Annotated in this window: 25 protein-coding genes and 1 other RNA gene; 8 read left to right on the forward strand and 18 right to left on the reverse strand. The window is 55.6% G+C overall.

Annotated features, from left to right (window positions below):
- The first annotated feature begins 32 nt into the window (after positions 1-32).
- Positions 33-551 carry a flavodoxin FldB gene (fldB, locus tag JK231_RS19695; RefSeq protein WP_211729295.1) on the forward strand — a complete coding sequence of 173 codons (519 nt, stop codon included), beginning with the start codon at positions 33-35 and terminating at the stop codon, positions 549-551.
- On the opposite strand, the gene JK231_RS19700 is transcribed toward fldB, so the two are convergent.
- Both JK231_RS19700 and sdhE read right to left on the reverse strand, forming a co-directional pair.
- A complete protein-coding gene (locus tag JK231_RS19700; RefSeq protein ID WP_211729296.1) occupies positions 548-967 on the reverse strand; it encodes a protein YgfX in 420 nt (139 codons plus the stop codon). The genes fldB and JK231_RS19700 overlap by 4 nt on opposite strands.
- Entirely contained in the window at positions 942-1,208 is a 267-nt protein-coding gene (gene sdhE / locus JK231_RS19705) for an FAD assembly factor SdhE (protein WP_038645011.1), read from the reverse strand. The genes JK231_RS19700 and sdhE overlap by 26 nt, the downstream gene beginning before the upstream one ends.
- Before the next feature lie 218 nt (positions 1,209-1,426).
- Between sdhE and ygfZ the strand changes: the two genes are divergently transcribed.
- Positions 1,427-2,410 (forward strand): tRNA-modifying protein YgfZ, encoded by a 984-nt coding sequence (gene ygfZ, locus JK231_RS19710; protein ID WP_211729297.1) that lies wholly within the window; start codon positions 1,427-1,429, stop codon positions 2,408-2,410.
- A 132-nt stretch (positions 2,411-2,542) separates the two neighbouring features.
- Here ygfZ and JK231_RS19715 read toward each other — a convergent pair whose 3' ends face one another.
- The 9 genes from JK231_RS19715 to JK231_RS19755 form a co-directional block, all read right to left on the reverse strand.
- Positions 2,543-3,196: a hemolysin III family protein gene (locus tag JK231_RS19715; RefSeq protein ID WP_211729298.1), complete on the reverse strand. Its 654-nt coding sequence runs from the start codon at positions 3,194-3,196 to the stop codon at positions 2,543-2,545.
- A gap of 177 nt (positions 3,197-3,373) precedes the next feature.
- Complete coding sequence (locus tag JK231_RS19720; protein WP_211729299.1) at positions 3,374-4,117, reverse strand: SDR family oxidoreductase; 744 nt, start codon at positions 4,115-4,117, stop codon at positions 3,374-3,376.
- 185 nt (positions 4,118-4,302) lie between these two features.
- Positions 4,303-7,176: an aminomethyl-transferring glycine dehydrogenase gene (gcvP, locus tag JK231_RS19725; RefSeq protein WP_211729300.1), complete on the reverse strand. Its 2,874-nt coding sequence runs from the start codon at positions 7,174-7,176 to the stop codon at positions 4,303-4,305.
- A gap of 99 nt (positions 7,177-7,275) precedes the next feature.
- A complete protein-coding gene (gcvH, locus tag JK231_RS19730) occupies positions 7,276-7,662 on the reverse strand; it encodes a glycine cleavage system protein GcvH (protein WP_160833075.1) in 387 nt (128 codons plus the stop codon).
- A 19-nt stretch (positions 7,663-7,681) separates the two neighbouring features.
- Entirely contained in the window at positions 7,682-8,779 is a 1,098-nt protein-coding gene (gene gcvT / locus JK231_RS19735) for a glycine cleavage system aminomethyltransferase GcvT (RefSeq protein ID WP_160833074.1), read from the reverse strand.
- 530 nt (positions 8,780-9,309) lie between these two features.
- Entirely contained in the window at positions 9,310-10,512 is a 1,203-nt protein-coding gene (gene ubiI / locus JK231_RS19740) for an FAD-dependent 2-octaprenylphenol hydroxylase (protein WP_097118029.1), read from the reverse strand.
- A 20-nt stretch (positions 10,513-10,532) separates the two neighbouring features.
- Positions 10,533-11,711 (reverse strand): 2-octaprenyl-6-methoxyphenyl hydroxylase, encoded by a 1,179-nt coding sequence (gene ubiH / locus JK231_RS19745; RefSeq protein ID WP_211729301.1) that lies wholly within the window; start codon positions 11,709-11,711, stop codon positions 10,533-10,535.
- A complete protein-coding gene (gene pepP, locus JK231_RS19750; protein ID WP_211729302.1) occupies positions 11,708-13,030 on the reverse strand; it encodes a Xaa-Pro aminopeptidase in 1,323 nt (440 codons plus the stop codon). The genes ubiH and pepP overlap by 4 nt, the downstream gene beginning before the upstream one ends.
- A 48-nt stretch (positions 13,031-13,078) precedes the next feature.
- Positions 13,079-13,660 carry a YecA family protein gene (locus tag JK231_RS19755; RefSeq protein ID WP_034823202.1) on the reverse strand — a complete coding sequence of 194 codons (582 nt, stop codon included), beginning with the start codon at positions 13,658-13,660 and terminating at the stop codon, positions 13,079-13,081.
- 170 nt (positions 13,661-13,830) lie between these two features.
- On the opposite strand from JK231_RS19755, the gene zapA reads away from it, so the two are divergent.
- The 3 genes from zapA to JK231_RS19770 all read left to right on the forward strand — a co-directional run bounded on the left by zapA (position 13,831) and on the right by JK231_RS19770 (position 15,177).
- Complete coding sequence (gene zapA / locus JK231_RS19760; RefSeq protein WP_034823204.1) at positions 13,831-14,160, forward strand: cell division protein ZapA; 330 nt, start codon at positions 13,831-13,833, stop codon at positions 14,158-14,160.
- A gap of 39 nt (positions 14,161-14,199) precedes the next feature.
- A non-coding RNA gene (gene ssrS / locus JK231_RS19765) (6S RNA) lies at positions 14,200-14,383 on the forward strand.
- A gap of 188 nt (positions 14,384-14,571) precedes the next feature.
- Positions 14,572-15,177, forward strand: a complete 606-nt coding sequence (locus tag JK231_RS19770; protein WP_211729303.1) for a 5-formyltetrahydrofolate cyclo-ligase — start codon at positions 14,572-14,574, stop codon at positions 15,175-15,177.
- A 74-nt stretch (positions 15,178-15,251) separates the two neighbouring features.
- Here the strand turns inward: JK231_RS19770 and serA are convergent, their stop codons facing one another.
- The 3 genes from serA to rpiA form a co-directional block, all read right to left on the reverse strand.
- Positions 15,252-16,490 carry a phosphoglycerate dehydrogenase gene (serA, locus tag JK231_RS19775; protein ID WP_160868292.1) on the reverse strand — a complete coding sequence of 413 codons (1,239 nt, stop codon included), beginning with the start codon at positions 16,488-16,490 and terminating at the stop codon, positions 15,252-15,254.
- A 13-nt stretch (positions 16,491-16,503) separates the two neighbouring features.
- Positions 16,504-16,698 carry a hypothetical protein gene (locus JK231_RS19780; protein WP_155287966.1) on the reverse strand — a complete coding sequence of 65 codons (195 nt, stop codon included), beginning with the start codon at positions 16,696-16,698 and terminating at the stop codon, positions 16,504-16,506.
- Between the two features lie 82 nt (positions 16,699-16,780).
- The gene (gene rpiA / locus JK231_RS19785) at positions 16,781-17,440 is read right to left on the reverse strand and encodes a ribose-5-phosphate isomerase RpiA (RefSeq protein WP_058961895.1); all 660 of its coding nucleotides are present in this window, start codon (positions 17,438-17,440) and stop codon (positions 16,781-16,783) included.
- A gap of 181 nt (positions 17,441-17,621) precedes the next feature.
- Here rpiA and JK231_RS19790 point away from each other — a divergent pair, with 181 nt between their 5' ends.
- Positions 17,622-18,527: a LysR family transcriptional regulator ArgP gene (locus JK231_RS19790; protein ID WP_034823211.1), complete on the forward strand. Its 906-nt coding sequence runs from the start codon at positions 17,622-17,624 to the stop codon at positions 18,525-18,527.
- A gap of 106 nt (positions 18,528-18,633) precedes the next feature.
- Here JK231_RS19790 and JK231_RS19795 read toward each other — a convergent pair whose 3' ends face one another.
- Positions 18,634-19,365, reverse strand: coding sequence for an oxidative stress defense protein (locus JK231_RS19795; protein WP_097118033.1), 732 nt, complete (start codon positions 19,363-19,365; stop codon positions 18,634-18,636).
- Between the two features lie 218 nt (positions 19,366-19,583).
- Here JK231_RS19795 and JK231_RS19800 point away from each other — a divergent pair, with 218 nt between their 5' ends.
- Positions 19,584-20,891, forward strand: coding sequence for an MFS transporter (locus JK231_RS19800; protein WP_211729304.1), 1,308 nt, complete (start codon positions 19,584-19,586; stop codon positions 20,889-20,891).
- On the opposite strand, the gene JK231_RS19805 is transcribed toward JK231_RS19800, so the two are convergent.
- Positions 20,878-21,576, reverse strand: coding sequence for an IclR family transcriptional regulator (locus JK231_RS19805; protein WP_211729305.1), 699 nt, complete (start codon positions 21,574-21,576; stop codon positions 20,878-20,880). The two genes, JK231_RS19800 and JK231_RS19805, sit on opposite strands and share 14 nt — an antisense overlap.
- 56 nt (positions 21,577-21,632) lie before the next feature.
- Between JK231_RS19805 and JK231_RS19810 the strand changes: the two genes are divergently transcribed.
- Positions 21,633-23,912 (forward strand): FAD-dependent oxidoreductase, encoded by a 2,280-nt coding sequence (locus JK231_RS19810; RefSeq protein WP_211729306.1) that lies wholly within the window; start codon positions 21,633-21,635, stop codon positions 23,910-23,912.
- Here the strand turns inward: JK231_RS19810 and argO are convergent.
- Together argO and mscS are read right to left on the reverse strand one after the other, a co-directional pair.
- Positions 23,891-24,514, reverse strand: coding sequence for an arginine exporter ArgO (gene argO / locus JK231_RS19815; protein ID WP_097118037.1), 624 nt, complete (start codon positions 24,512-24,514; stop codon positions 23,891-23,893). The two genes, JK231_RS19810 and argO, sit on opposite strands and share 22 nt — an antisense overlap.
- Before the next feature lie 171 nt (positions 24,515-24,685).
- Positions 24,686-25,555, reverse strand: coding sequence for a small-conductance mechanosensitive channel MscS (gene mscS / locus JK231_RS19820; protein WP_097118038.1), 870 nt, complete (start codon positions 25,553-25,555; stop codon positions 24,686-24,688).
- Between the last annotated feature and the right edge of the window lie 50 nt (positions 25,556-25,605).

The raw sequence follows: 25,605 nt of genomic DNA on the forward strand, positions 1-25,605 counted from the left end.
CCAAAGTGAGTTTCAGTCAGAGCATTAATTGCATGAATATCGGTCTGTTTTACGGTTCAAGTACCTGTTACACCGAGATGACGGCGGAGAAGATTCGCGATTTTATCGGTGATGAGTTAGTCACGCTGCACAACCTCAAAGATGAGGATCCCTCGCTGATGGAGCAGTACGATTTGCTGATCCTCGGCATTCCCACCTGGGATTTCGGTGAGTTGCAGGAGGACTGGGAAGCAGTGTGGCAGCAACTGCCTACGCTGAATTTGCAGGGTAAAATTGTCGCGCTGTACGGCATGGGCGATCAGGCCGAATATTCAGAATGGTTCCTGGATGCGCTGGGCATGCTGCATGAATTGCTGCAGCCGATGGGCGTGCAGTTTGTCGGTTACTGGCCGCTGGAAGGCTATGAGTTTGCCAGCAAAAAACCACTCACGGCTGACGGCACCCAGTTTGTCGGCCTGGCACTCGACGACGTGAATCAGTTCGAGCTGAGTGAAGATCGTGTCGAACAGTGGTGCGAACAGATTCTGACGGAAACGGCCGCACTGCTTTAACGCGACGCATCTCTGTCACGCAGAAAACAGCAGGCGCGCAGTGAGCGCCATGCATAGGGCGGCAGGTTATCCATCATCAACCACAGTCGCCAGCGCGTGCCCTGCTGGTTTTGCAACGTTAACAATACGCCGAAAGGCAACCAATCTGCCTGCCGCGCTAATTGCCAGCGCTTTCCATGCCAATGCCAGTCACCCTGTTCATCCAGCCCTAAGCGACCGGTGCGCTGCCTGAGCCGACGCTCATTGCGCCCGCACTCCAGCAGCATCAAAATCAGCAGCGGGGCTTTGCCCCACGCCCAGCCCTCGGGCCACTCAAGACTCAACAGCCAAACGGTGAACAGCACATACAGCGTCACGTTAAGCGCCCGAGCGCTGCGTGACTGCTGCACATCACATTGGAACCGGTCCGCGTTCACGGTTGCGTTGCTGAATCAGTTGCACCATGCGCTTGAACTCTGGATCAGCGGGCTCGCCGTGGTTCATCAACCAGTTAAACAGGTCAGGATCGTCACTCTTGAGCAGGGCGATAAACACCTGCTTATCGGTGTCAGTGAGCGAGTCATATTCGTATTTGAAGAACGGCATGATGGAGACATCCAGCTCCAGCATGCCGCGACGGCACGCCCACTGAACGCGAGCTTTATCATGAATTTCCATGTGTCTTTTTTCCATGGCTGAAAACAGTGGCGCTCAGTGTACCTGCTTTTTTCTCTGCCTGCAGGCGCAGCGCTGAATGCTGCGTGAAATTGCGCACAACAGTTCTACCCATTGCAGGGTTATCACGCGATTTGTGCGCCAGATGAGGTAAACAGGTTGCAAAGCAGCACTGCTCTTTTAACATTGGAAGCAATATTGTTATTAATCAGGACGCACCCATGCCGATTTTCACCCTTCCGCCACGCCAGCCTGCTGCGGCCTCACGCCTGCCATTAACCCTGATCTCCCTCGACGAGTGGGCGCTGGTGTCGGTGCAGGGCAAAGACAGTACGTCATATCTGCAAGGCCAGGTCACTTTAGATGTTGCTGCAATGGACGCCACCCAGCATCGTCCGGCAGCCCATTGTGATGCCAAAGGTAAAATGTGGAGTAATCTGCGTCTGTTTCATCGCGGTGAAGGTTACGCCTACATCGTCCGCCGCAATCTGCGTGAGCAGCAACTTAACGAACTGAAGAAATATGCGGTGTTCGCCAAAGTCACCATCGCTGCCGATGATGATGCAGTGCTGCTGGGTGTGGCCGGTTTTCAGGCACGCACGGCACTGGCTGATGTGTTTGCCACCCTGCCGGATGCAGAAACACCGGTGGTACAACAAGGCGAGAGCACGCTGCTGTGGTTTGAACACCCCGCCGAACGTTTCCTGCTGGTGACCACGCTGGCTCAGGCAGAAACGTTGAAAGAGAAGTTAGCCGGTGCTGCACGGTTCAATGACAGCACGCAGTGGCTGGCGCTGGATATTGAAGCGGGCATTCCGGTGATTGAAACCGCCACCAGCGCGCAGTTGATTCCGCAGGCAACCAACCTGCAGGCGCTGGATGCGATTAGCTTTAAGAAAGGCTGTTACACCGGTCAGGAGATGGTGGCGCGAGCTAAATTCCGCGGGGCCAACAAGCGTGCGCTTTACTGGCTGGCGGGCAGCGCCAGCAAAGTACCGCAGGCTGACGGATCGATGGAGCTGCAAATGGGCGACAAATGGCGTCGTACCGGCACCGTATTGAGCAGTGTGCAGCTGGATGACGGTAGCGTGTGGGTGCAGGTGGTGATGAACAACGACCTGGAGCCGGACAGTGTGCTGCGCGTGGAAGGTGATGAAGGCGGGAAACTGACGATTCAGCCACTGCCGTATTCATTGGTCGATTGATTTGCATTCCAGGTGCGCATGAATGCGCACCTTAAGTAACCCCGCATGTTTCCCCGTAAGGTCGCCATTTATGGCGACTTTGTCGAAAGTCACACCCGTGGTGGCACTTTTTATATCAACCGCTCAGTAAGCTCAGGCGACATAAAAATAGATCGCGCAGAAGTGCAACACGCTGCCACCCAGCACAAAGCCGTGCCAGATGGCGTGATTGTATGGAATACGCCGCGAGACATAGAAAATCACCCCTAGCGAGTAGACAATCCCGCCCGCAGCCAGCAACCACACACCTCCGGCTGACAGCCTGGTCGCCAACTGATAAATCACCACCAGCGACAGCCAACCCATACTGAGATAAGTGATCAGTGACAGTACTTTGAAACGGTGTGCAATCGTCAGTTTAAAGATGATGCCTGCCAGCGCCAGACTCCAGATCACCACCATCAACCCTTGCGCCAGCGGTGATTTCAGTCCCACCAGCAGGAAAGGCGTATAAGTGCCCGCGATCAGTAAATAGATCGCACAGTGGTCAAATTTCTTCAGCGAATATTTCGCCTTTTGGTGCGGAATGGCGTGATAGAGCGTTGAGGCGAGGAACAGTAAAATCATGCTGCCGCCATACAGACTGTAGCTGGTAATCGCAATGGTGTCGGCTCGCATTTCAACCGCTTGTGTTAGCAGCAACACCAATCCAACAATGCCGAATATGCAGCCAATTCCGTGGCTAATGCTGTTGGCGATCTCTTCGGCTACCGAGTAGCCCTGAGCAAGTATACGATTCTGTGCCATGCGCTAACATCCTGGAAAGAGGGTTAAGAACTGTGTTTTTTATCAACATCAGGGTAACCGGGAAAAATTTCAGAGTACACATGTACGCTAAAATAATTCTATGACAGGCGTGTGACAAATGGCCGATGGCCGCGCCGTTGATCACGCAGCCTCACTGTCGGATAGTCAATCAGAAGATTAGCGGCCACCTGCCGCATCAATAAAGGTGCCGGTGACGTAAGAAGCGGCATCACTTGCCAGCCAGATGATAGCTGCGGCGATCTCTTCGGCCTGACCGCCGCGCTGCATCGGTAGTGAGCTGGCAACACGATCAACTCTGCCTGGTTCCCCCCCATCCGCGTGCATCTCGGTATAGATTAAGCCCGGCCGCACGCTATTGACGCGAATGCCCTGCGCCGCCACTTCCAGTGATAAGCCTTTGGTCAGGGTATCCATAGCCCCTTTTGACGCCGCGTAATCAACATACTCGCCTGGTGCACCGAGACGCGCTGCCGCTGAGGAGACATTGATGATCGAACCGCCCTGCCCGCCGTGTGCGGTGCCCATGCGCTTGACCGCTTCACGACAGCAGATAAAGGTGCCCGTAACGTTGGTGGCGAACACGCGCTGAATACGTTCCGCATCGAGATCCTCTACGCGGCACTGCGTAAACAAAATCCCGGCATTATTGACCAGCACGCTTAGGTTGCCTGGCTGCTGATCAAGCTGTTGGAACATGCGCACGACCTGAGCTTCATCGGCGATATCCGCCTGCACGGCAAAGGCGCTGCCGCCCTGTGCTTCGATCTCAGTCACGACCTGCTGAGCTTCAGTGGCGCGCTTACGATAGTTAACTGCAACACGATAACCCGCCTGCGCCAGCATCAAGGCTGTTGCGCGTCCAATACCACGGCTACCGCCGGTGACTAATGCCAAATCCATGTTGCCTCCAAATAGAAAAAGGGCCGATTTCTCGGCCCTCAGAATAGGGATCAAAATGTGTTTAGCCAAAATAATTTGAGTTGCACAAGGCAGCAGGCCCCCCCTTCCCGCAAGCCCACATAAGTCCGTGAGCGGGGTGAATGAGTGCCGCCAATACAACGGCGGCCCTGAGCATAACGGCTAAATTATTGGTATTCGCTCATTGGAACACAGGAGCAGAACACGTTGCGGTCGCCAAACACATCATCCAGGCGCTTCACGGTTGGCCAGTACTTGTTGGCACTGCCAGCCGGGAACACCGCCAGTTCGCGGGTGTACGGATGCGCCCACTCGCCAACGATCTCCATCTGAGTATGAGGTGCATTTACCAGCGGGTTATCGTCAGCGGGCCATTCGCCATCGGCGACGCGGTCGATCTCCATGCGGATGGAGAGCATTGCATCGATAAAGCGATCCAGCTCGATTTTGCTTTCTGATTCCGTTGGCTCAACCATCAGTGTTCCGGCCACCGGGAAGGACATGGTTGGCGCGTGGAAGCCGTAATCGATCAGACGTTTGGCAATATCCAGCTCGCTGATACCGGTCTGTTCTTTCAGCGGACGGATATCGAGAATACATTCGTGCGCCACGCGACCATCGCGACCGGCATACAGGATTGGATAAGCCGATTGCAGACGGCTGGCAATGTAGTTGGCATTCAGAATGGCTACCGAACTCGCCTGCTTCAGACCTTCCGCGCCCATCATGCGGATGTACATCCAGCTGATTGGCAGAATCGAGGCACTACCGAATGGTGCGGCAGAGACTGCGCCTTGCTGCGTCAGCACACCATCAATTTGCACCACGCTGTGACCCGGTACAAACGGAGCCAGATGCGCTTTCACGCCGATTGGGCCCATGCCTGGACCGCCACCGCCGTGCGGAATGCAGAAGGTTTTATGCAGGTTAAGGTGCGAGACATCTGCGCCGATGTAACCTGGCGTGGTGATGCCCACCTGGGCGTTCATGTTGGCGCCATCCAGGTAAACCTGACCGCCATACTGATGCACGGTCTGGCACACTTCACGAATGGTTTCTTCGTACACGCCGTGGGTTGAAGGATAGGTCACCATGATGCAAGACAGCTCATCGCCAACCTGAGCGGCTTTCTCACGCAGATCGCCGAGATCGATGTTGCCTTGTTTATCACAGGCCACCACCACCACTGCCATGCCCGCCATCTGTGCGGAAGCCGGGTTAGTACCGTGCGCAGAACTTGGGATCAGGCAGACATTACGTCCACCTTCGTTGCGACTCTCGTGATAACGACGAATCGCCAGCAGACCAGCATATTCACCCTGCGCACCGGAGTTTGGCTGCATGCAGAGCGCATCGTAACCGGTGAGCTGTACCAGCCACTGTGACAGCTGGCCAATCATCTGCAGATAGCCTGAAGCCTGTTCTGCCGGGCAGAATGGATGCAGCTCGGCGAATTCTGGCCAGGTGATCGGGATCATTTCGGCTGCGGCGTTGAGTTTCATGGTGCACGAACCGAGCGGGATCATCGCCTGGTTCAGCGCCAGATCCTTTTTCTCCAGGCTGTGCATGTAACGCATCATCTCGGTTTCGCTGTGATGACGGTTAAACACTGGATGGGTCAGGAACTCGCTTTCACGCGACATGCCTGCCGGGATCGCGCTGTTTTCCGCGGCTACGCTGGTATCCAGAGCATCAATATCCTGACCGTGCGCATCACCCAGCAGAATGGCAAACAGCGTCTGCACATCTTCGCGTGAGGTGGTTTCATCCAGCGTGATACCCACGCCGTTGAGCACGTCACTGCGCAGGTTGACGCCAAAGCTCAGCGCGCGATTCAGCACATCGGCTTTATCGGCGACTTCAACCGTTAAGGTATCGAACCAGCTGTTATGACGCAGCTTCAGTCCACCGTTTTTCAGGCCAGCGGCCAGAATACTGGTCAGACGATGAATGCGCGAGGCGATGCGCTTCAGGCCCGCCGGACCATGATAAACCGCATACAGGCCGGCGATGTTCGCCAGCAGCACCTGTGACGTACAGATGTTGGAGTTGGCCTTCTCACGACGGATGTGCTGCTCACGGGTTTGCATCGCCATACGCAGTGCAGTGTTGCCAGCAGCATCACGTGAAACACCGATGATACGACCCGGCATTGAACGTTTGTGCTCATCGCGGCTGGCGAAGAACGCAGCGTGTGGACCGCCGTAACCCATCGGCACACCAAAGCGCTGAGCGGAACCAAAAACGATATCTGCGCCCTGCTTGCCCGGTGCTTCTAACTGCACCAGCGCCATGAAATCGGCGGCCACGCTCACCACCACTTTGCGGCTTTTCAGCTCGGCAATCAGTGAACGGTAGTCATGCACTTCACCGCTGGTGCCCACTTGCTGCAGCAGCACGCCAAACAGGTCGTCGTGATCCAGCGCTTTGCTGGCGCTGTCGATGATCAGTTCAAAACCAAAGGTTTCTGCACGCGTGCGCACCACATCCAGGGTTTGCGGATGGATGTCTTCGGCGATAAAGAATTTACCGGCATTTTTCAGTTTGCTGACGCGCTTCGCCATCGCCATCGCTTCGGCGGCGGCAGTGGCTTCATCAAGTAGTGAAGCAGAGGCGATATCCAGACCGGTTAAGTCCAGCGTCAGAGTCTGGAAGTTCAGCAGCGCTTCAAGGCGGCCCTGCGAAACTTCTGGCTGATATGGGGTGTACGCGGTGTACCAACCCGGGTTTTCCAGCATGTTTCGCAGGATAACCGGTGGGGTGATCACGGCACTGTAGCCCATGCCGATCCAGGATTTGTAGATTTGGTTCTGACTGGCAATGGCTTTCAGCTCTGCCAGCGCTTGCTGTTCGGTCGCGGCATCACCGACCGCAGGCGGGCCTGGCAATTGGATGTCGGCAGGCACGATGGCGCTGATCAGTGATTCCAGAGAGCTGGCACCAATCGCTTCCAGCATGGTGGCCTGCTGCGCGGGTGTAGGACCGATATGGCGCTCAATGAAGGCACCGTTGTGTTCAAGCTGGCTGAGAGTCTGGGTCATTTGCAGTAAATCCTGAATCGGGCTGGGTTACAAAAATGGCATTAAATCAGGCAGATAAAAAAGAAGGCGCTGCAATGCAGCACCTCCGATGACTACCGGTTACTCGTCGATAGCGCCTTTATAGGCATCGGCGTCGAGCATCGAATCAAGTTCTGAAACGTCGCTGGCTTTAATACGGAATAACCAGCCTGCGGCGTACGGTTCGCTGTTGACCAGCTCCGGTGCGTCGGCCAGCTCTTCGTTCACGGCAACGATTTCACCGCTCAGTGGGGCATAGATGTCTGAGGCGGCTTTCACCGACTCCGCGACGGCACAGTCATCACCGGCAGCGAAAGTGGCGCCCACATCAGGCAGATCCACAAACACCATATCGCCCAGCAGTTCCTGCGCGTGTTCGGTGATACCCACGGTGAAGGTGCCATCGGCTTCTTCACGCACCCACTCGTGACTATCGCGGTATTTCAATTCATTAGGCACATTGCTCATCGCCATTTCTCCTGAAAAATTACTGAGCGACCGGCTTGCCGGCGCGAACAAAAATCGGTTTGGTGACTTTCACCGGCATTTCACGATTGCGGATCTCTACAATCGCTTGCTCACCAATGCCCGCTGGCACACGTGCCAGCGCGATGCTGTAACCCAGCGTCGGGGAGAAGGAACCACTGGTAATAATACCCTGCTGTGGCTGACCTTGTTCATCGGTGAAACGCACCGGCAAGCCGTTTCGTAACACCCCTTTTTCGGTCATGATCAAACCCACCAGCTTTTCAGTGCCATGTTCACGTTGCGCTTCTAGCGCCTCGCGGCCGATGAAATCGCGATCGGCAGGTTCCCAGCTCACCGTCCAACCCATATTGGCCGCCAGCGGTGAAACGCCTTCATCCATTTCCTGACCGTAGAGATTCATCCCCGCTTCCAGACGCAGCGTGTCACGCGCCCCCAGGCCAGCCGGTTTGACGCCTGCCGCCAGCAGCTTCTGCCAGAAATCAGCCGCTTCACTGTTCGGCATCGCAATTTCATAGCCAGCTTCACCGGTGTAACCGGTGGTGGCGATGAACAGGTTTTCGCTTTGCACACCGAAGAACGGTTTCATGCCCGCTACAGCTTCACGCTGCGCCGCAGTAAACAACGTCTGTGCTTTCTGCTGCGCCTGCGGGCCTTGTACGGCAATCAGCGCCAGGTCGTCACGCTCGGTGAGTTCGACACCAAACGGCTGAGCGTGCTGTTTGATCCACGCCAAATCCTTCTCACGCGTCGCGGAGTTCACCACTAAGCGGAAAAAGTCTTCGGTCATAAAGTAAACAATCAAATCATCAATGACGCCAGCCGAGGCATTCAGCATGCCGGTGTAGAGGGCTTTGCCGGGTTGCGTCAGTTTGGCGACATCGTTGGCCAGCAGATAACGCAGGAATTCACGGGTGCGGACACCGTGCAGATCGACGATGGTCATGTGGGAAACATCAAACATACCGGCATCGTTGCGCACCACATGATGCTCATCCATTTGCGAGCCGTAATGCAGTGGCATCATCCAGCCATGGAAGTCCACCATGCGCGCACCGCATGCCTGATGCTGTTCGAATAGAGGCGTTTGCTGAGTCATAACCATCCTGTGAAAACAAGTGAGTGTGACGCGCCTGCGCCGCCTGTACAGGCTGACGCAAACGTTCTCTTTGTGCTGAAGTTACCACCGAATGCGGCGATTAACCATAAGGAAAACGAGGGCGAAACAGTATCACCCTTCAGCACGCACCAAACCCACCACAGCACAATTCACTGCATTTTTGTGATTAACCTCGCATAAAATACAATTAATAACGATAAACACAGCCTGATAATGGAACACACGCCTCAGTACGGGAAATAGGTCCGGCGAACCCGCGACACCTTCATTAGTTAAAGTAATGCGAATTGGCGAGTAAAATTAGAATAAATCAAACGAGGCGCAATTTGAGTGCAGAGGCGCACCAGAGCAGTGCAGAGGGGTTAAAAACAGTTTAAGTGCGGTTTTTTTACTGACCCGCAGTGTCCCAGCAATCACTACATGAGCAATATCAGGATGGGTTTCAGGTATGACGGCGCAGTGAATCAAGCAAAAAAATGGCGCCTGTATCGGCGCCATTTGAAGAGAGTTTAGCGAATCCAGCTGGGCATATCATTCAGCCCCATGGCCTGCTTCAGCATCATCGGTTTTACGCCCGGCAATGTGTCAGCCAGTTTCAATCCCACATCACGCAGTAGCTTTTTCGCCGGATGGGTGCCGGCAAACAGCTCACGGAATCCCTGCATACCCGCCAGCATCATTGCTGCACTGTGCTTGCGACTGCGCTCATAACGACGCAGATACAGGTGCTGTCCGATATCTTTGCCTTCCTGATGCAGGCGACGAATTTCACCGATCAGTTCTGCGGCATCCATGAAGCCAAGGTTAACGCCCTGTCCGGCCAGCGGATGAATGGTGTGCGCGGCATCGCCCACCAGTGCCAGGCGGTGCGCGGCAAAGTTACGGGCATAGCGCGCCATCAGTGGGAAGGTTTTGCGCTCGCTTTCAACATGGCACAAGCCGAGGCGCATATCGAAGGCGACCGACAAATGCTGGTTGAATAATGCTTCTGGCATCGACTGCACGCGGGCCGCTTCCTGCGGTGAGAGCGACCAGACGATAGAGCACAGGTGCGGGTCCTGCATAGGCAGGAACGCCAGAATGCCGTCGCCATGGAACACCTGACGCGCAATCGCATCGTGCGGCATATCGGTGCGGATATTGGCGACCAGCGCGTGATGATCGTAATCCCAGAAGGTAATCGGGATATCGGCTTTGTCGCGCAGCCACGAGTTTGCCCCATCCGCGGCAATCAGCAGGCGCGCACTCATCATGCTGCCGTCCTGCAAAGTGACGAACGCTTCGTTGTCGCCAAAGGCCACCTGCTGCAACTGCGCAGGGGCAAATAAGGTGATATCGCTGCACTGACTGGCGCGCTGCCACAGTGCGCTGTGAATCACTTCGTTTTCAATAATATGGCCGAGATGGGATAAGCCTTGCTGCTCATCATCAAAGCTGATGGAACCAAAGCTGTCTTGATCCCACACTTCCATGCCGTGATAGGCACTGGCGCGCAACGCCAGGATGCTGGACCAGACATCCAGCTTTTGCAGCAGACGTTCGCTGGCAGCATTGATCGCCGAGACGCGAATCGATGCGGCGCTCGATGGATCAAATTGTGGCTCAGGTGCTTTCTCCAGCACGGCAACACGCAGGCCGCTGCCCTGTAATCCGCAGGCGACGGCCAGACCTACCATACCGCCACCGGCAATAGCCACATCAAATGTTTGCATTGCTGCCCCTTAATTCATGCTCAACGCTTCACCCAGCCGAGCGTGCGCGCGGCAAGTGGGTTTCGCAGCCATGGCAGATGGTCCATTGCCACCAGCCCAAGATTTCTTCCCGCCACTAAGGGCGCATAACGATTGGCAAACAGCCGCACCAGGCCATCGGTCACGCCGATTGTCACGGCGCGATCCGGTTGACGGCGTGCAGCGAAGTGCTGCAAAACGCCATAGCCGCCAACATCCTGCTGCTGACGATGCGCGCCTGCCAGCGTTTCCGCCAGCGACATCACATCGCGCAAGCCCAGGTTAAAACCCTGGCCCGCAATAGGATGCAGCGTTTGCGCCGCGTTGCCTACCAACGCCAGGCGATGCGCCACCTGACGCTCTGCGGTTTGCAGCCCCAGCGGATACACTTCGCGCTGGCCGGCATGGGTGAAACGCCCTAAGCGCCAGCCAAACGCCAGCTGAAGCTCGCGCAGGAAAGTTGCATCATCCCACTGTTTCACCGTGGCTTCAGCCTCAACGGGGTGGCACCACACCAGCGACATGCGATTGCCAGACATCGGTAACAGCGCCAGCGGGCCGTACTCGGTAAAGCGTTCAAACGCGCGACCCTGATGCGGCTGCTGCGTGGTGACGTTGGCGATCACCGCCAGCTGCTGGTAATCGTCCCGCTGCCAGCTGATGCCACAGGACGCCGCAAGGGGCGAACGTGAGCCATCGGCTGCCACCAGCAACTCGCCCTGTAGCTGCTCGCCGCTGTTGAGTGTCACCGTGACAGATTCAGCTGATCGCACCACCGTCGTGACGTAATCCGGGCAGCGCAGCGTCACACCAGGTGCACTTTTCAGACGCTGGAACAGGCGCTGGCCCACATCAAACAGCTCAACCACCTGCCCCAGCGCTGGGACCTGATAATCATCCGCCTTGAGCTGCACAAAACCGGTGTGGCCACGGTCAGAGACGTGAATATCCGTGATCGGCGTGCCGCAATCTGCGAGCGAGCGCCATACATCGATATCCGCCAGCTGCTGACAGGTGCCCGCCGCTAACGCAATCGCCCGGCCATCAAAGCCCGGATGTTTGCGGCTATCCGGCAGACTGCGCTCAATGAGCGTGACGGGCAGTTGGCCTTGCGTCAGATGCGAAATCGCCAGCGCCAGGGTTGCCCCGGTCATGCCGCCGCCTGCAATCAAAATGCTCATGCGTGGCGTGCCGCTGCCATCAAGGCTTCAATTGCCTCGGCATCTTTTACTACGCTGTCGGTCAGGTTTTCGTTGCCGTCAGCGGTGATCACGATGTCATCTTCGATACGGATACCGATACCGCGATACTGCGGTGGGACTTTCGCATCCGGCGCAATGTACAGGCCAGGTTCAATGGTCAACACCATGCCCGGTTCGAGAATGCGGTCACGGCTTGGTGTACCGTAATGGCCGACGTCATGCACATCCAGCCCCAGCCAGTGACTCAAGCCGTGCATGAAGAACGGGCGGTGCGCCTGCTCTTCGAACAGCGTATCGATATTGCCTTCCAGAATGCCGAGATCGACCAGACCGGTGATCATGATGTGCACCACTTCGTCATTGACGTCGTGGATGCTGATGACAGGGCGGAACATCGACAGCGCTTTGTACAGCGAGGCCAGCACGATGTCGTAAATCTCGCGCTGAGGTTGCGTGAATTTGCCATTAACCGGGAAGGTGCGGGTGATGTCCCCGGCATAACCGTGGAATTCACAACCCGCATCAATCAGCACCAAATCACCATCGCGCATTTCACTTTCGTTTTCGGTGTAATGCAGGATGCAGCCGTTCTCACCCGATCCCACAATGGTGTTGTAAGAAGGGAAACGTGCGCCGTGGCGATTGAATTCATGGTGAATTTCGCCTTCGAGCTGATACTCAAACATCCCCGGACGGCAGGCTTGCATCGCACGAGTATGCGCTAGCGCACTGATTTTTCCCGCACGGCGCAGGATTTCAATCTCAGCTTCGCTTTTGAACAGGCGCATATCGTGCACCCACGGACGCCAGTCGGTGACAGTGGCAGGCGCGCTGAGATTCTGACGGAAGCCGCGCCGCAGTTTTTCCAACGCGCTGAACACCCGTTGGTCAGCTTCTGCGTACTCACCCTGAGCGTGATACACCACATCAAGCCCGTTGAGCAGCTGATGCAATTGCTCACCGATGTCATCCCACGGTAAAGCGCGGTCAACGCCAAGCTTAGCGGGTGCGGCATCTTGCCCGAGGCGGCGGCCAAACCAGATCTCAGCGGTAAGGTCGCGAACACGATTGAACAGCACGCTGTGGTTATGCTTGTCATCACTTTTGATCAGCACTAGCAGCGCCTGCGGTTCATTGAACCCGGTGAAATACCAGAAGTCGCTGTTTTGGCGGAAGTTGTATTCCGTGTCGTTGCTGCGGGTCACTTCAGGTGCAGCGAAAATCAAAGCGGCGCTGCCAGGTGCCATACGGGCAATCAGCGCCTGACGACGTTGCTGGAAAGTATCCAGTGTAATCATGTTTGCACTCCCTGTTGAAACGGGCACCACGCGCCCGTAATAACGCACTTAGTGTAACGTTGGCTTTTGCACTTCCGGCGCAGTTGGCGTGTGCTGACGAGTGAATGTGTCATGGCAAAGCAAAGCCGCCACGCGCACATACTCAATCACTTCTTCCAGCGACTGCTCCAGCTCTTCCTGATCTTCATCTTCGTCGTAACCGAGCTGCGCGATGGTGCGCAAATCATCAATCGCTTCGCCGGTTTCGCCAGTGACTTTATCCAGCTTCGGCTGCGTAACGCCTAAGCCGAGCAGGAAATGATTGACCCAGCCCGCGAGCGCATCCGCGCGATCGAAGACGGTGATGTCATCATCTTCCGGCAGCATCAGCTGGAACATGAAACCCTCGTCTTCCAGCGTATTGCTCAGATTTTCATGCAGCGCCTGCAGCGGCTGTGACAGGCTTTGTGAAAACGCCATGCCTTCGTTGGTGAGGTCATGGACCATGGTTTTCCAGCGGGTGTCTTTATTGCCACCACACAAAATGCCGGACAGCAATCCGTGCATTTCGGCTGGCGTCATGCCCACGCCCTGCTGAGAAAGGGCTGCGGCTAGCGCGTTGTAACCAGGAGTTTCGTTCTGTAAAGACATAGGCTTTGGTCGTCGTTGGCAGAATAAGTTCGTGTTATGCTACCACCAGGTGCCTCAGGGTTTCCAGAAAAGGGGTTGTAACTTATATCGCGGCTCTATATAGTTGCGCACCTCCCAACCCATTGACAGGTAAGGGAGATGCGAACAGAGTAATCAGTCAGGATGGTGGCATGTCTGCACAACCGGTAGATATTCAGATTTTTGGTCGTTCATTGAGAGTAAATTGTCCTCCCGAACAGCAAGATGCGCTGAATCTGGCTGCTGAGGATCTCAATCAACGGTTGCAAGATTTAAAAGTTCGCACTAGAGTCACCAATACAGAGCAACTGGTGTTCATCGCCGCCTTAAATATCTGCCACGAGCTGGCACAGGAAAAAGGCAAGACGCGCGACTATGCAGCAAACATGGAACAACGTATCCGCATGCTGCAGCAGACCATTGAACAAGCATTAGTTGAGCAAGGTCGCATAACTGATCGCCAGGGCCCTAAATTCGAATAACACTTCATGGTACTCGTGTTAGAGTGACGGTGAAGTCAATTTTCTCTGAGATGTTTGCAAGCGGGCCAGTCCCCTGAGCCGATATTTCATACCAACAGAATGTGACGCTCCGTAACCTGTGAGCATGCTCGGTCCGTCCGAGAAGCCTGATGGTTGCGACGGCATATTCACCTTGAACCAAGGGTTCAAGGGTTACAGCCTGCGGCGGCATCTCGGAGATCTCCTCTTTCGTCCCCTTCGCCAGAGACTCATGTTTCAGCAAGGCGGCAAGCAAATGAATCCCAATCAGCTTAACAAATTGAGTGATTGGGGTGCATGAGCGCAGTTAACCCCCTGTACCTGAAGTATGACGCGAATCTCCCGCTTCGCATGATATAGTTGGCCAAATAGCCGACTCTGCCGGGGGGCATCATGACCGCACCTTCCCTACTTGATCGCCAAAACATTCGTCAGCATGTGCGCCATCTGCGTCGCAACCTTACGCCTGAACAGCAGGAACAAGCTGCCGATCTGCTCGCCGAGCACGCTATCAACTTTGCGCCTATCGCTAATGCTCAACGCATCGCGCTGTTTTTATCTGTCGATGGCGAAATCAACACCCGCCCGCTGATTGCCAAGCTGTGGCAGCAGAAAAAGCAGGTTTATTTGCCGGTACTGCATCCTTTCGCTCCCGGCCATCTGCTGTTCCTGCGTTATACACCTGAGACCTCACTGACCCCGAACAAATTGCGCATCCCGGAACCGCCGCTGGATATCACGCAGATGGCCACACTCGATCAGTTGGATGTGATGCTGGTGCCGTTAGTGGCATTTGACCACCAGGGTCAGCGATTGGGCATGGGGGGAGGTTTTTACGATCGCACCCTGCAGCACTGGCAGCAGCATGGCTTTTTACCGATGGGCATTGCGCACGATTGCCAGCGTGTTGAGGCATTGCCAGTCGCGGCATGGGATGTCCCCTTGCCTGCTATTTTGACGCCGTCAAAGCTGTGGCAATGGGATAGCGCCGAACGATAAAACAAAGGGCGCCAAACGATGTGGCGCCCTGAGCAATCAGCAAGATGAACGGGCACACTCGGTGCCCTGAATCATCAGTACAGCAGACGGGCGCGAATGGTGCCCGGAATCGCTTTCATCAGCTGCAGCGCTTTTTCCGCCACATCTTCTTCTGCATCGATATCGATAACCACATAACCCATTACCGGCGAGGTCTGCAGATACTGAGCGGCGATGTTGATGCCCTGCTCGGCAAAGATCTGGTTAATCGCGGTCAGCACGCCAGGACGGTTCTCATGGATGTGCAGCAAGCGGCTGACGCTAGCAGCGTGCATCGGCAGAGACACTTCCGGGAAGTTAACCGCAGACAGCGTAGAACCGTTGTCAGAGTATTTCGCCAGCTTGCCCGACACTTCCAGGCCGATGTTTTCCTGCGCTTCCTGAGTCGAGCCCCCGATATGTGGCGTCAGGATCACGTTATCAAACTCGCACAGCGGTGAGTTGAACGGATCGCTATTGGTCGCTGGTTCAACCGGGAAGACGTCGATGGCCGCGCCGGACAGATGCTTATTCGCCAGGGCGTTGCACAGGGCTGGAATATCAATCACGGTGCCGCGTGCGGCGTTGATCAACAGTGCGCCCGGCTTCATCAGCGCCAGCTCTTCAGCGCCAATCATGTTTTGCGTTGAAGCATTTTCTGGTACGTGCAGGCTGACCACGTCGCTCATGTTCAGCAGATCGGACAGGTGGCGAACCTGAGTCGCATTACCCAGCGGCAGTTTGGTTTCGATATCGTAGAAGAACACGTGCATGCCCAGGCCTTCTGCCAGTACGCCCAGCTGCATGCCGATATGGCCGTAACCAATGATGCCCAGCTTCTTACCACGCGCTTCGAACGAGCCGTTAGCCACTTTGTTCCAGATACCACGGTGTGCTTTGGCGTTCGCTTCAGGAATCCCGCGCAGCATCAGCAGCATTTCACCAATTACCAGCTCAGCCACCGAACGGGTGTTAGAGAATGGCGCATTGAAGACCGGCACACCGCGTTTTGCGGCCGCATTCAGGTCAACCTGGTTGGTACCGATGCAGAAGCAGCCTACCGCGACCAGCTTCTCAGCCGCCGCAAAGATCTCTTCAGTCAGTTGGGTACGGGAACGGATACCAATGAAGTGCGCATCGCGGATGGAGGACTTCAGCGACTCCGCATCCAGTGCCCCTTTGTGGAATTCGATGTTGGTGTAACCTGCAGCACGCAGATTATCCAGTGCACTCTGGTGAACGCCTTCCACCAGCAGGAACTTAATCTTGTCTTTTTCCAGTGATACCTTTGCCATTTCCCGACCCTATTCAGAATTCAACGAGGACTACCATAAGGTAGCCTTCTGCCAAAATATCAAAAATTTCGAGCGCGGCAATACAAACGATTGCCTGACCGCCAGCACGCGCCCACGTTGAGGCAGCACAAAGCCGTACAAAATCGTGGGATGCGAGTGCGCCGAAGTACGAACCTGCTGTTGATGAATCTTTTGTGACATAAGTCACCAAATTTCACCCCAGCAAGAAAAGATGTTTTGCAGATGGAAATAAGCGGCGCAGCACTCGCGCCGGTGAATACGCTATCAGATCAATAAGTGATGGTTTTCACACCCTCTGCGGTGCCGATCAACGCCACATCAGCACCACGCGCAGCAAACAAGCCCACGGTAACCACGCCCGGCAGTGCATTGATGGTTTTTTCCAATGCAATCGGGTCGAGAATACGCAGATTATGCACGTCGAGAATAATGTTGCCGTTGTCGGTCACCACGTTCTGACGATACTCCGGCTGGCCCCCCAGCTTCACCAGTTCACGCGCGACAAATGCACGCGCCATCGGAATCACTTCCACCGGCAGCGGGAAGTTACCCAGGATATCCACCTCTTTGGAGGCATCCGCAATGCAGATGAACTTCTTCGCCACCGCTGCGACAATTTTCTCACGCGTCAGCGCTGCGCCGCCGCCTTTGATCATCTGCATCTGTGGATTGATTTCGTCGGCGCCATCAACGTACACCGACAGCTCATCCACATTATTCAAATCAAAAACCGGAATCCCCAGGGCTTTGAGTTTTTCCGTCGAGGCTTCCGAACTGGAGACCGCGCCTTCAATCTGATCTTTCATGGTGCCAAGCGCATCAATAAAATGCGCCGCTGTTGAACCGGTGCCAACGCCAACAATGGTGCCGGGTTGCACGTACTGCAGTGCTGCCCAACCAACCGCTTTTTTCAGTTCATCCTGGGTCATGGTATGTTTAAAACCTGTGCGACATCGAAGTGCGCGTAGTATAAAACAAGGCGTCGTGAAAATGCGCGGCTGTTAACGCATCGATTTAAGCCTTTGGAAGCCAGCCCGCAAAAAAGCGCCGCAGCACAATATGACAGTTTTGTGGCATAGTACTTTCCATCCTGAACGAGAGAGAACAACAATGAAACGCCCGGATTATCGAACGCTTCAGGCGCTGGATGCTGTGATTCGCGAGCGCGGTTTTGAGCGTGCGGCCCAAAAACTCTGCATCACGCAGTCTGCGGTGTCACAGCGCATTAAACAGCTGGAAAATTTATTTGGTCAGCCGCTGCTGGTGCGTACCGTGCCGCCGCGTCCGACCGAGCAAGGACAAAAACTGCTGGCACTGTTACATCAAGTCGAGTTGCTGGAAGAAGAGTGGCTGGGTGATGACAACGGCGGCACCACGCCATTGCTGCTGTCACTGGCGGTCAACGCCGACAGTCTGGCGACCTGGCTGCTGCCTGCGCTGAAAGATGTGCTGGCCGATTCACCGGTGCGCCTGAATCTGCAGGTCGAAGATGAAACCCGTACTCAGGAACGCCTGCGTCGTGGTGAAGTGGTTGGTGCTGTCAGTATTCAACCGCAGCCGCTGCCGAGCTGTCTGGTGGATCAATTGGGTGCACTGGATTATCTGTTCTGCGCCTCGCCGGATTTTGCTGCGCGCTACTTCCCGAATGGCGTCACGCGTTCGGCTTTGTTGAAAGCTCCCGCGGTGGCGTTTGACCATCTCGATGATATGCATCAGGCGTTTTTACAGCAGAACTTTGATCTGTCCCCGGGTAGCGTACCGTGCCACATTGTTAACTCGTCGGAAGCCTTCGTGCAGCTGGCGCGTCAGGGTTCGGTGTGCTGTATGATCCCGCACTTACAGATTGAGCGTGAACTGGCACAAGGGGATTTGGTGGATTTGACGCCGGGTCTTTATCAGCGTCGCATGCTTTACTGGCACCGCTTCGCGCCAGAGAGCCGCTTAATGCGCAGCGTGACGGATGCATTGATTGCACACGGTCATCGCGTATTGCGTCAGGATACGGCGACAGCCTAATCCCAATTACCGATGAGCATAGCGGCGCGGTATATCGCATGAATGAACAGCAGTATTGCTGCCGTTCAGCGCCATAAATCACGCCGCTATGATTCAACACATCAGATTACTGAGCTGTATTCGGCTTAATCTCGAACACCACATCCACCTGATCGTCAAAGTGAATGCTCTGCTGCTCATAGGTCTGCTGCGCGGTGGTATCCGCAGGGGCGGCAGCCGCTTTGTACATGCGCGCCATTGGCATTGGCTGATAGTTCGCCACGTGATAGCGGATGCTGTATACCGGGCCTAATTTCGCATTAAAGCCTTCTGCCAATGCGCCTGCCTGCTGAGTGGCGTTAGCAATCGCCGCTTTGCGTGCCTGATCTTTATAAGCATCGGCATTCGCCACGCCCAGCTCTACCGAACGGATTTCATTCAGGCCGGATTTCAGCGCGCCGTCCAGCAACTCATTCAGTTTATCCAGCTGACGTAAGGTCACCTGCACCTGACGCACCGCACGATAACCTTTCAGTACGGACTTCCCTTCTTTGGTGTAGTCATACTCGGGTTGCGTGCTCAGGTTTGCCGCATCAATATCTTTCTTTTCGATACCGCTCTTTTGCAGGAAATCGAAATATTGCGCCACGCGGTCATCAGCTTGTTTTTTCGCATCTGCCGCATCTTTCGAAGAAACATTCACCACGATGGAGAGTGTCGCGATATCCGGACGGGCATCAACGCTTGCCTGACCTGAGGTCACAACATGCGGGCCATTCGGGACTTCACCCGCTTGTACCATCGCTGACATTACGCCAGTGCTCATAACGGCGGCCAGCGCCAGTGCTTTCAGTTTCACGAAAGTCCTCCTTGAAGGTTCAATTTACAGGTCGCCACTATGGCTAAACCTAAAACACATTACTATGCGTGATGGTCTGAGTTTGAAATCACCAAAAAGTTCGGATAACGGCGTTTTTAACGTATCCGCGATCGCAAAACTATGCTGACAGATTCGCGGAAAGTTCGCCTTGATGTTTCTATTAAAGAAACAATTCTAACCTCCGGGAGAGTTGTATTATGACAGAGCAGCCCCTTAGCCACAGCGCCGATGCCGTACGCGCCGGACGGACCCGATTCCTGATGTTGGGACTGGTGTTTATCAACATCATCATCAACTACATGGATCGTACCAATCTCTCTGTGGCCGCCACGCAAATGGCCGGTGAACTGCGCTTTACGCCAATGGAGATGGGGTTGATCTTCTCAGCATTTGGCTGGATCTATGCGGCGCTGCAGATCCCCGGAGGCTTTCTTATCGATCGTCTCGGCGCGCGACTGGTGTATGGCGTAGGACTGTTTGCCTGGTCATTGATCACCGCTCTGCATGCGCTCGCCAACAGCTTCGGTGCGCTCTTCGGACTACGTCTGGGCGTTGGTGCTTTTGAAGCGCCGGTGATGCCTTCGAATAACCGCGTAATATCCAGCTGGTTCCCGGAACAGGAGCGTGCCAGCGCCATCGGCATTTACTCCTCGGCCCAGTTCGTTGGACTCGCCTGCATGACGCCACTTCTGTTTCACGTGCAGGATGCCTTTGGCTGGCGCGGACTGTTTCTGATCACCGGTGTGGCCGGGATGATCTGGGCGCTGGTGTGGTATCTGCTTTACCGTGAGCCACATGAGCATAAAGGCGTGTCAGAAGCCGAATTAAACTACCTGCGCAGCAACGGTGCCTTACTCGAGAGCCGTCAGCACACGCTGCAGCCGAAGGCCCGCTGGGCCGATCTGGCACAAATGTTCCGCAGCCGCAAACTGGTGGGTATCTATATCGGCCAGTTCACCATCTCCGCCACCTTTTGGTTCTTCCTCACCTGGTTCCCGACCTATCTGGTGGAGTATCGCCATATGGGCTTCATTAAAAGCGGCTATGTGGCTTCCGTGCCCTACTTCGCCGCTTTCTGTGGCGTACTGCTGGCAGGTTTCGCTTCGGATCGCATGATACGCCGAGGCGTGTCGCCCAGCGTGGCGCGTAAATTGCCGGTGATCCTTGGCCTGTTCCTGACGCTGTTTATTCTTGGCGCCAATTACACCGACGACGCCACGCTCATCGTGCTGTTTATGTCGCTGGCGTTTTTTGGCAACGGCCTCGCGACCATCACTTGGGTGTTTGTCACCGCACTGGCACCTCGCCATCTGATTGGCTTAGCGGGCGGCGTATTCAATTTCACCGGTGCGCTTTCCGCTATTGTGGTGCCGATTGCCATTGGCGCGTTGATCGATGGCGACAATTTCGCGCCAGCACTCGGCTTTATTGCCGTGCTGGCCGCGATAGGCATTTGCAGCTATCTGTTCGTGGTCGGGAAAATCGAGCATGTCAGCGCGCACTGATCAGCACTTTCGCCAGCGACTGCAACTGCGTCACCCGCTGCTGCAGATGCGCATCATCTGCCTGCCAGATTTTGGCAAACGCCAGCGCGGCGCGGTTATTATTGATTGGCTGCGCCATGCTGATTTCGCCGTCATTACGGTGCCAGATCAAGTGGTTTGCATCACGCTTGCGCGCCAGCAACGGCGCCATCTGCGCCCACTGTTCGTCGGTAAATCTTGGACGCAACTGCTCATCACTCTCTGTCGCCAGCAGCGACACACCAATCACCGACTGCCACGCCGGCAGCATGCGGAAACCGGCCAGCGCCTGGCTGGCACTGGTGCGCTCACCCGGTTCGGAGTGCCAGATGTAAATCACCTGGTCCTCCCACAACACGCCCAGCGCCACCACGATATCGCGTGGCGCGTGTGCTTCCAGTTGCGGCAGCGCCTGGGCAAACAGCGAGGAGCCGCGAATCGCCTGCGCCGCCAGAGCATGAATCCCCGGGCCGGGCAAATAGCGGCGATGTTCGTCCTGAATCGTCAGGCCAATCGAGGCCATGGTCATCAGCAGGCGGTTAACGCGTGTGCTGTTCATGTCCATCTGTCGCGCCAGTTCACGGCAGCCCACGGCTTTATCGCTGGAAACCAAATACTGCAAGCAGCGAATCCCATCAATCAGGCTTTGGTTGGGTTGAGAAGACATAGTTCACCCTGTGGCGCTCAAAACACCAATCTTAGCTTCAGCATGACAGGAAGCAAATGATGCAGACTTTCTCTTCGCAAAATGCGCGTCACTTCCCAGAGCAAAAATTACAGGCCGATTTGTTGGTGGCGGGCGGTGGGCTCGCGGGCGTGTGTGCCGCACTGGCCGCCGCGCGTGACGGATTACAGGTGGTGTTGGTTCAGGATCGCCCGGTGCTGGGTGGCAACGCATCGAGTGAAGTGCGCTTGTGGGCCAACGGGGCGACATCGCATATGGGCAACAACAACCGCTGGGCGCGCGAAGGCGGCATCATGGGCGAGATCATGGAGGAAAACCTGTGGCGCAACAAAGAGGGCAATCCGGTGCTGTTCGATATGGTGCTGCTGGATTTGGTGCAGTCGCAGCCCGGATTAACCCTGTTGCTCAATACCGTGGTCACCGATATCGAGAAATCAGACCGTCATTTGCAATCGGTGCAGGCCTTCAACGCCATCAATCAGACCCGCTATCACGTTAAGGCCAGCCAGTTTATTGATGCCAGCGGCGATGGCGTGCTGGGATATCTGGCGGGCGCAGCGCATCGCGTGGGTGCGGAAACCGTTGAAGAGTTTGGCGAAAAGATGGCGCCAGGCGAACATTTTGGCCACAAACTCGGCCACTCAATCTACTTCTACACCAAACGTACTTCGCAGCCGGTTCGCTTTGTCCCGCCCTCTTTTGCGCTTAAAGAGATTACCGCCATTCCGCGTTACAAACGCCTGACCTCCGATCTTAACGGCTGTGATTTGTGGTGGCTGGAATGGGGCGGACGGCTCGATACGGTGCACGAAAGCGAAACCATCAAATGGGAGCTGTGGAAAATCGTCTGGGGCGTTTGGGATTACATTAAAAACTCCGGCGAGTTCCCGGATGCCGATAACCTGACCATTGAGTGGGTAGGATTAATTCCCGGCAAACGCGAGAGTCGTCGCTTCCTTGGCGACACCCTGCTCTGCCAGCAGGACATCATCGAACAGCGCGATCACTACGACGCCGTCGCCTACGGCGGCTGGTCGATTGACCTGCATCCGGCCGATGGCGTCTACAGCGAACACGATGGCTGTCGCCAGTTTCACAGCAAAGGCACCTATACCATTCCATTCCGTGCGCTATACAGTCAGTCGCTGAATAATCTGCTGCTCACCGGTCGCTTAATTTCAGCCACCCACGTGGCCTTTGGCAGCGCGCGCGTGATGTGCACCTGCGGCGTACTGGGTGAAGTGGTGGGACGTGCGGCGGCAATCTGTCAGCAGCAGCAACTCACGCCAGCACAGTTAGCCCAGCCTGCTCACGTAACGCAGCTGCAGCAACGCCTGCTGCGCGAAGGGGCATACATCCCACGCCAGCAGCTTGCAAACCCGGTCAGCGATGCGCATATTGCGGTCAGCAGCACCCTGCAACTTAGCGCCCTGCCTGCCGATGCCGGTTGGCAGCCGCTGCACTCTCGCTGCGCTCTGCTACTGCCGTTAAAAGCCGGTGAACGTTTACCCGCGATAACCGTTCAACTGCGCGCTAAACAGACGCAGAAGCTGCAGGTTTCGCTGCTCACCAGTGACAATCCGGCCAACACCTGCGGCGATCAGCACATCGCCAACCAGACAATCACGGTTAACGACCAGGGCAGCTACCGCCTGAGTTTTGATTACCGTGCGGATGTCGATCGTTATTTGTTTATCGCCTTCGAAGAGCAGCCAGAGATTGAAGTGGCACTTACCCGCCAGCGCTTGCCAGGCGTGATGATGGTGTTCAACAGCCTCAATCCGCGCGTCGCCAAACGCACAAGGCAGCTCAATGACGGCGATTACGGCGTGGACGAGTTTGATTTCTGGCTGCCGCGCCGTGCGCCACATCAGGTGCTGCTGGCGTTCGCGCTGGAGACGCCGTTAAAACTCTGGCATCGCGATTATTTACTCAACGGCAAATTGCGCCCGGAACAGCACACCAACTGTTGGGTGCCAGCACTGGATGATGCCCAGCCAGCTGCCACCTGGCGATGGGAACAGCAGCAACACGCACGCCAAATCACCCTGCTGTTTGATAACGACTTTGACCACGCGATGGAGACGGTGCAGATGGGCCATGCTCAAGCGGTGACACCGCACTGCACCACGCATTATCGGTTATGGCTGGATGAGATGTTACTGGTAGAAGTGCGGGAGAATCATCACTCGCTGTGCCACCACGCTGTGCCGCAGGATGTCAGTTTCCGGCAGATACGCTTAGAGCTGATTGCCAGTGCGGGCGCGCTACCCGCACTGTACGGTTTACATCTGCATCAGAACGCGGCAATGCCCTGACGCGCTAACTGGATGGCGATAAACCACATCACGCCGCCCACCAGCAGATTGATGATGCGCTGGGCGCGCACTGTGCGCAGACGCGGTGACAGCCATGCGGCTAACAGCGCCAGACCAAAGAACCAGATAATTGACGCGCTCACTGTGCCCAACGCGAACCACTGGCGTGCGGCGGTAGAAGGCAGCTGACTGCCCAGGCTACCGAGCACCACGAAAGTATCGAGGTAGACATGCGGATTGAGCCAGGTCACCGCCACGATGGTAGCAATAATGCGCCAGCGGCCTTGCTTCATCACCACATCATCGGCCAGCGTCACATCACCCTGCCATGCGCTGCGCAGTGCGCCCCAGCCGTACCACAGCAGAAACGCCACGCCGGCCCAGGTAATTAGCATCAGCATAATGGGGGATTGATTTAGCAGCGCACTGCCGCCGAAGATGCCGCCGCAAATCAGCACGATATCGCTCAGGGTGCACAATCCTGCAGTCATCAAATGGTAGTGGCGTTTAATGCCCTGGTTCATCACGAATGCGTTTTGCGGGCCCAATGGCAGAATGAGTGCAGCCCCAAGAGCAAGCCCTTGTAAATAAACAGATAACACGTTGATAGTCCTGAATAACGAGGTAATGCGATGCAGTATAGTGACGCGAGGATATTAGTGGAAATTGAAAGATTTAATCAGGCATTAGAGAAAATAATAAGGTCGCCATAAATGACGACCTTTATACGATGTTGTGCAGTTTACCGTTCAAAACACAAGGCTACTGAGTGATTACTCGGCTTGTGCAGCTTGCTGCTCACTTTTCACCTGGTGCAGATGCACATCCATCTGCGGATACGGAATGCCAATACCCTTCGCGTCCAGTGCACGTTTGAAGTTCTTCAGCAGATCCCAGTACACGTTTTGCAGGTCACCGCTTTTGCTCCAGCAGCGCACCACAAAGTTCAGTGAAGAGGCGGCCAGTTCGTTCAGTCCGATCTGAATCCCCATCTCTTTCAGCACACGCTCATCGGCTTCGACGACTTCACGTAATAGCTCGATCACCTGATCAACGTCCGCATCATAGGCCACGCCGATAATAAACTCGTTACGACGAATCGGCTCACGCGAGAAGTTAACGATGTTGGCGGCGATGATTTTACCGTTCGGGATCACCACGATTTTGCCATCCACGGTTTTCAGCGTGGTAGAGAAAATCTGCACGTTTTGCACTGTACCCATCACGCCCAAATCAACGAACTCACCGGTTTTGAACGGACGGAAGGTCACCAGCAGCACGCCCGCTGCAAGGTTGGACAGAGACCCTTGCAGTGCCAGACCCACGGCCAAGCCAGCGGCACCCAGTACGGCAATCACCGAGGCGGTTTGCACGCCCACGCGACCCAGCGCCGCAATTAAGGTGAAAGCGATAATGCCGTAGCGCACCAGGGCAGAGAGGAAGTCTGCAACGGTAGCGTCGATATGACGCGCCTGCAGCACGCGATTAATCGTATTTGAAACGATACGCGCAATGAACATACCAATAATGATGGTGATGATCGCCGCAACGATATTCACCGCATAGCTCAGAATCAGTGCCTGATTACGTACCAGCCAGCCGCCGGCACTATTAATGCCATCGACGACATTTAAGTCTTCCATTTGTTAGCCCTGTTGTTGAGTTTCCCGCAGGAAAATGCAAAAACGGCCAG

The sequence above is a fragment of the Pantoea sp. JGM49 genome (assembly GCF_018257655.1).
GTDB classification, from domain to species: Bacteria; Pseudomonadota; Gammaproteobacteria; order Enterobacterales; family Enterobacteriaceae; genus Pantoea; species Pantoea communis.

Coding starts and splice junctions, on each gene's coding strand:
- pepP (WP_211729302.1), bottom strand. CDS start 13,030: ATGATTACACTGGATACTTTCCAGCAACGTCGTCAGGCGCTGATTGCC.
- JK231_RS19715 (WP_211729298.1), bottom strand. CDS start 3,196: ATGGCACAGAATCGTATACTTGCTCAGGGCTACTCGGTAGCCGAAGAG.
- mscS (WP_097118038.1), bottom strand. CDS start 25,555: ATGGAAGACTTAAATGTCGTCGATGGCATTAATAGTGCCGGCGGCTGG.
- JK231_RS19790 (WP_034823211.1), top strand. CDS start 17,622: ATGAAACGCCCGGATTATCGAACGCTTCAGGCGCTGGATGCTGTGATT.
- JK231_RS19800 (WP_211729304.1), top strand. CDS start 19,584: ATGACAGAGCAGCCCCTTAGCCACAGCGCCGATGCCGTACGCGCCGGA.
- gcvP (WP_211729300.1), bottom strand. CDS start 7,176: ATGACCCAGACTCTCAGCCAGCTTGAACACAACGGTGCCTTCATTGAG.
- rpiA (WP_058961895.1), bottom strand. CDS start 17,440: ATGACCCAGGATGAACTGAAAAAAGCGGTTGGTTGGGCAGCACTGCAG.
- sdhE (WP_038645011.1), bottom strand. CDS start 1,208: ATGGAAATTCATGATAAAGCTCGCGTTCAGTGGGCGTGCCGTCGCGGC.
- fldB (WP_211729295.1), top strand. CDS start 33: ATGAATATCGGTCTGTTTTACGGTTCAAGTACCTGTTACACCGAGATG.
- JK231_RS19755 (WP_034823202.1), bottom strand. CDS start 13,660: ATGTCTTTACAGAACGAAACTCCTGGTTACAACGCGCTAGCCGCAGCC.
- gcvT (WP_160833074.1), bottom strand. CDS start 8,779: ATGACTCAGCAAACGCCTCTATTCGAACAGCATCAGGCATGCGGTGCG.
- JK231_RS19720 (WP_211729299.1), bottom strand. CDS start 4,117: ATGGATTTGGCATTAGTCACCGGCGGTAGCCGTGGTATTGGACGCGCA.
- gcvH (WP_160833075.1), bottom strand. CDS start 7,662: ATGAGCAATGTGCCTAATGAATTGAAATACCGCGATAGTCACGAGTGG.
- JK231_RS19805 (WP_211729305.1), bottom strand. CDS start 21,576: ATGTCTTCTCAACCCAACCAAAGCCTGATTGATGGGATTCGCTGCTTG.
- serA (WP_160868292.1), bottom strand. CDS start 16,490: ATGGCAAAGGTATCACTGGAAAAAGACAAGATTAAGTTCCTGCTGGTG.
- ubiI (WP_097118029.1), bottom strand. CDS start 10,512: ATGCAAACATTTGATGTGGCTATTGCCGGTGGCGGTATGGTAGGTCTG.
- ygfZ (WP_211729297.1), top strand. CDS start 1,427: ATGCCGATTTTCACCCTTCCGCCACGCCAGCCTGCTGCGGCCTCACGC.
- JK231_RS19810 (WP_211729306.1), top strand. CDS start 21,633: ATGATGCAGACTTTCTCTTCGCAAAATGCGCGTCACTTCCCAGAGCAA.
- JK231_RS19770 (WP_211729303.1), top strand. CDS start 14,572: ATGACCGCACCTTCCCTACTTGATCGCCAAAACATTCGTCAGCATGTG.
- zapA (WP_034823204.1), top strand. CDS start 13,831: ATGTCTGCACAACCGGTAGATATTCAGATTTTTGGTCGTTCATTGAGA.
- ubiH (WP_211729301.1), bottom strand. CDS start 11,711: ATGAGCATTTTGATTGCAGGCGGCGGCATGACCGGGGCAACCCTGGCG.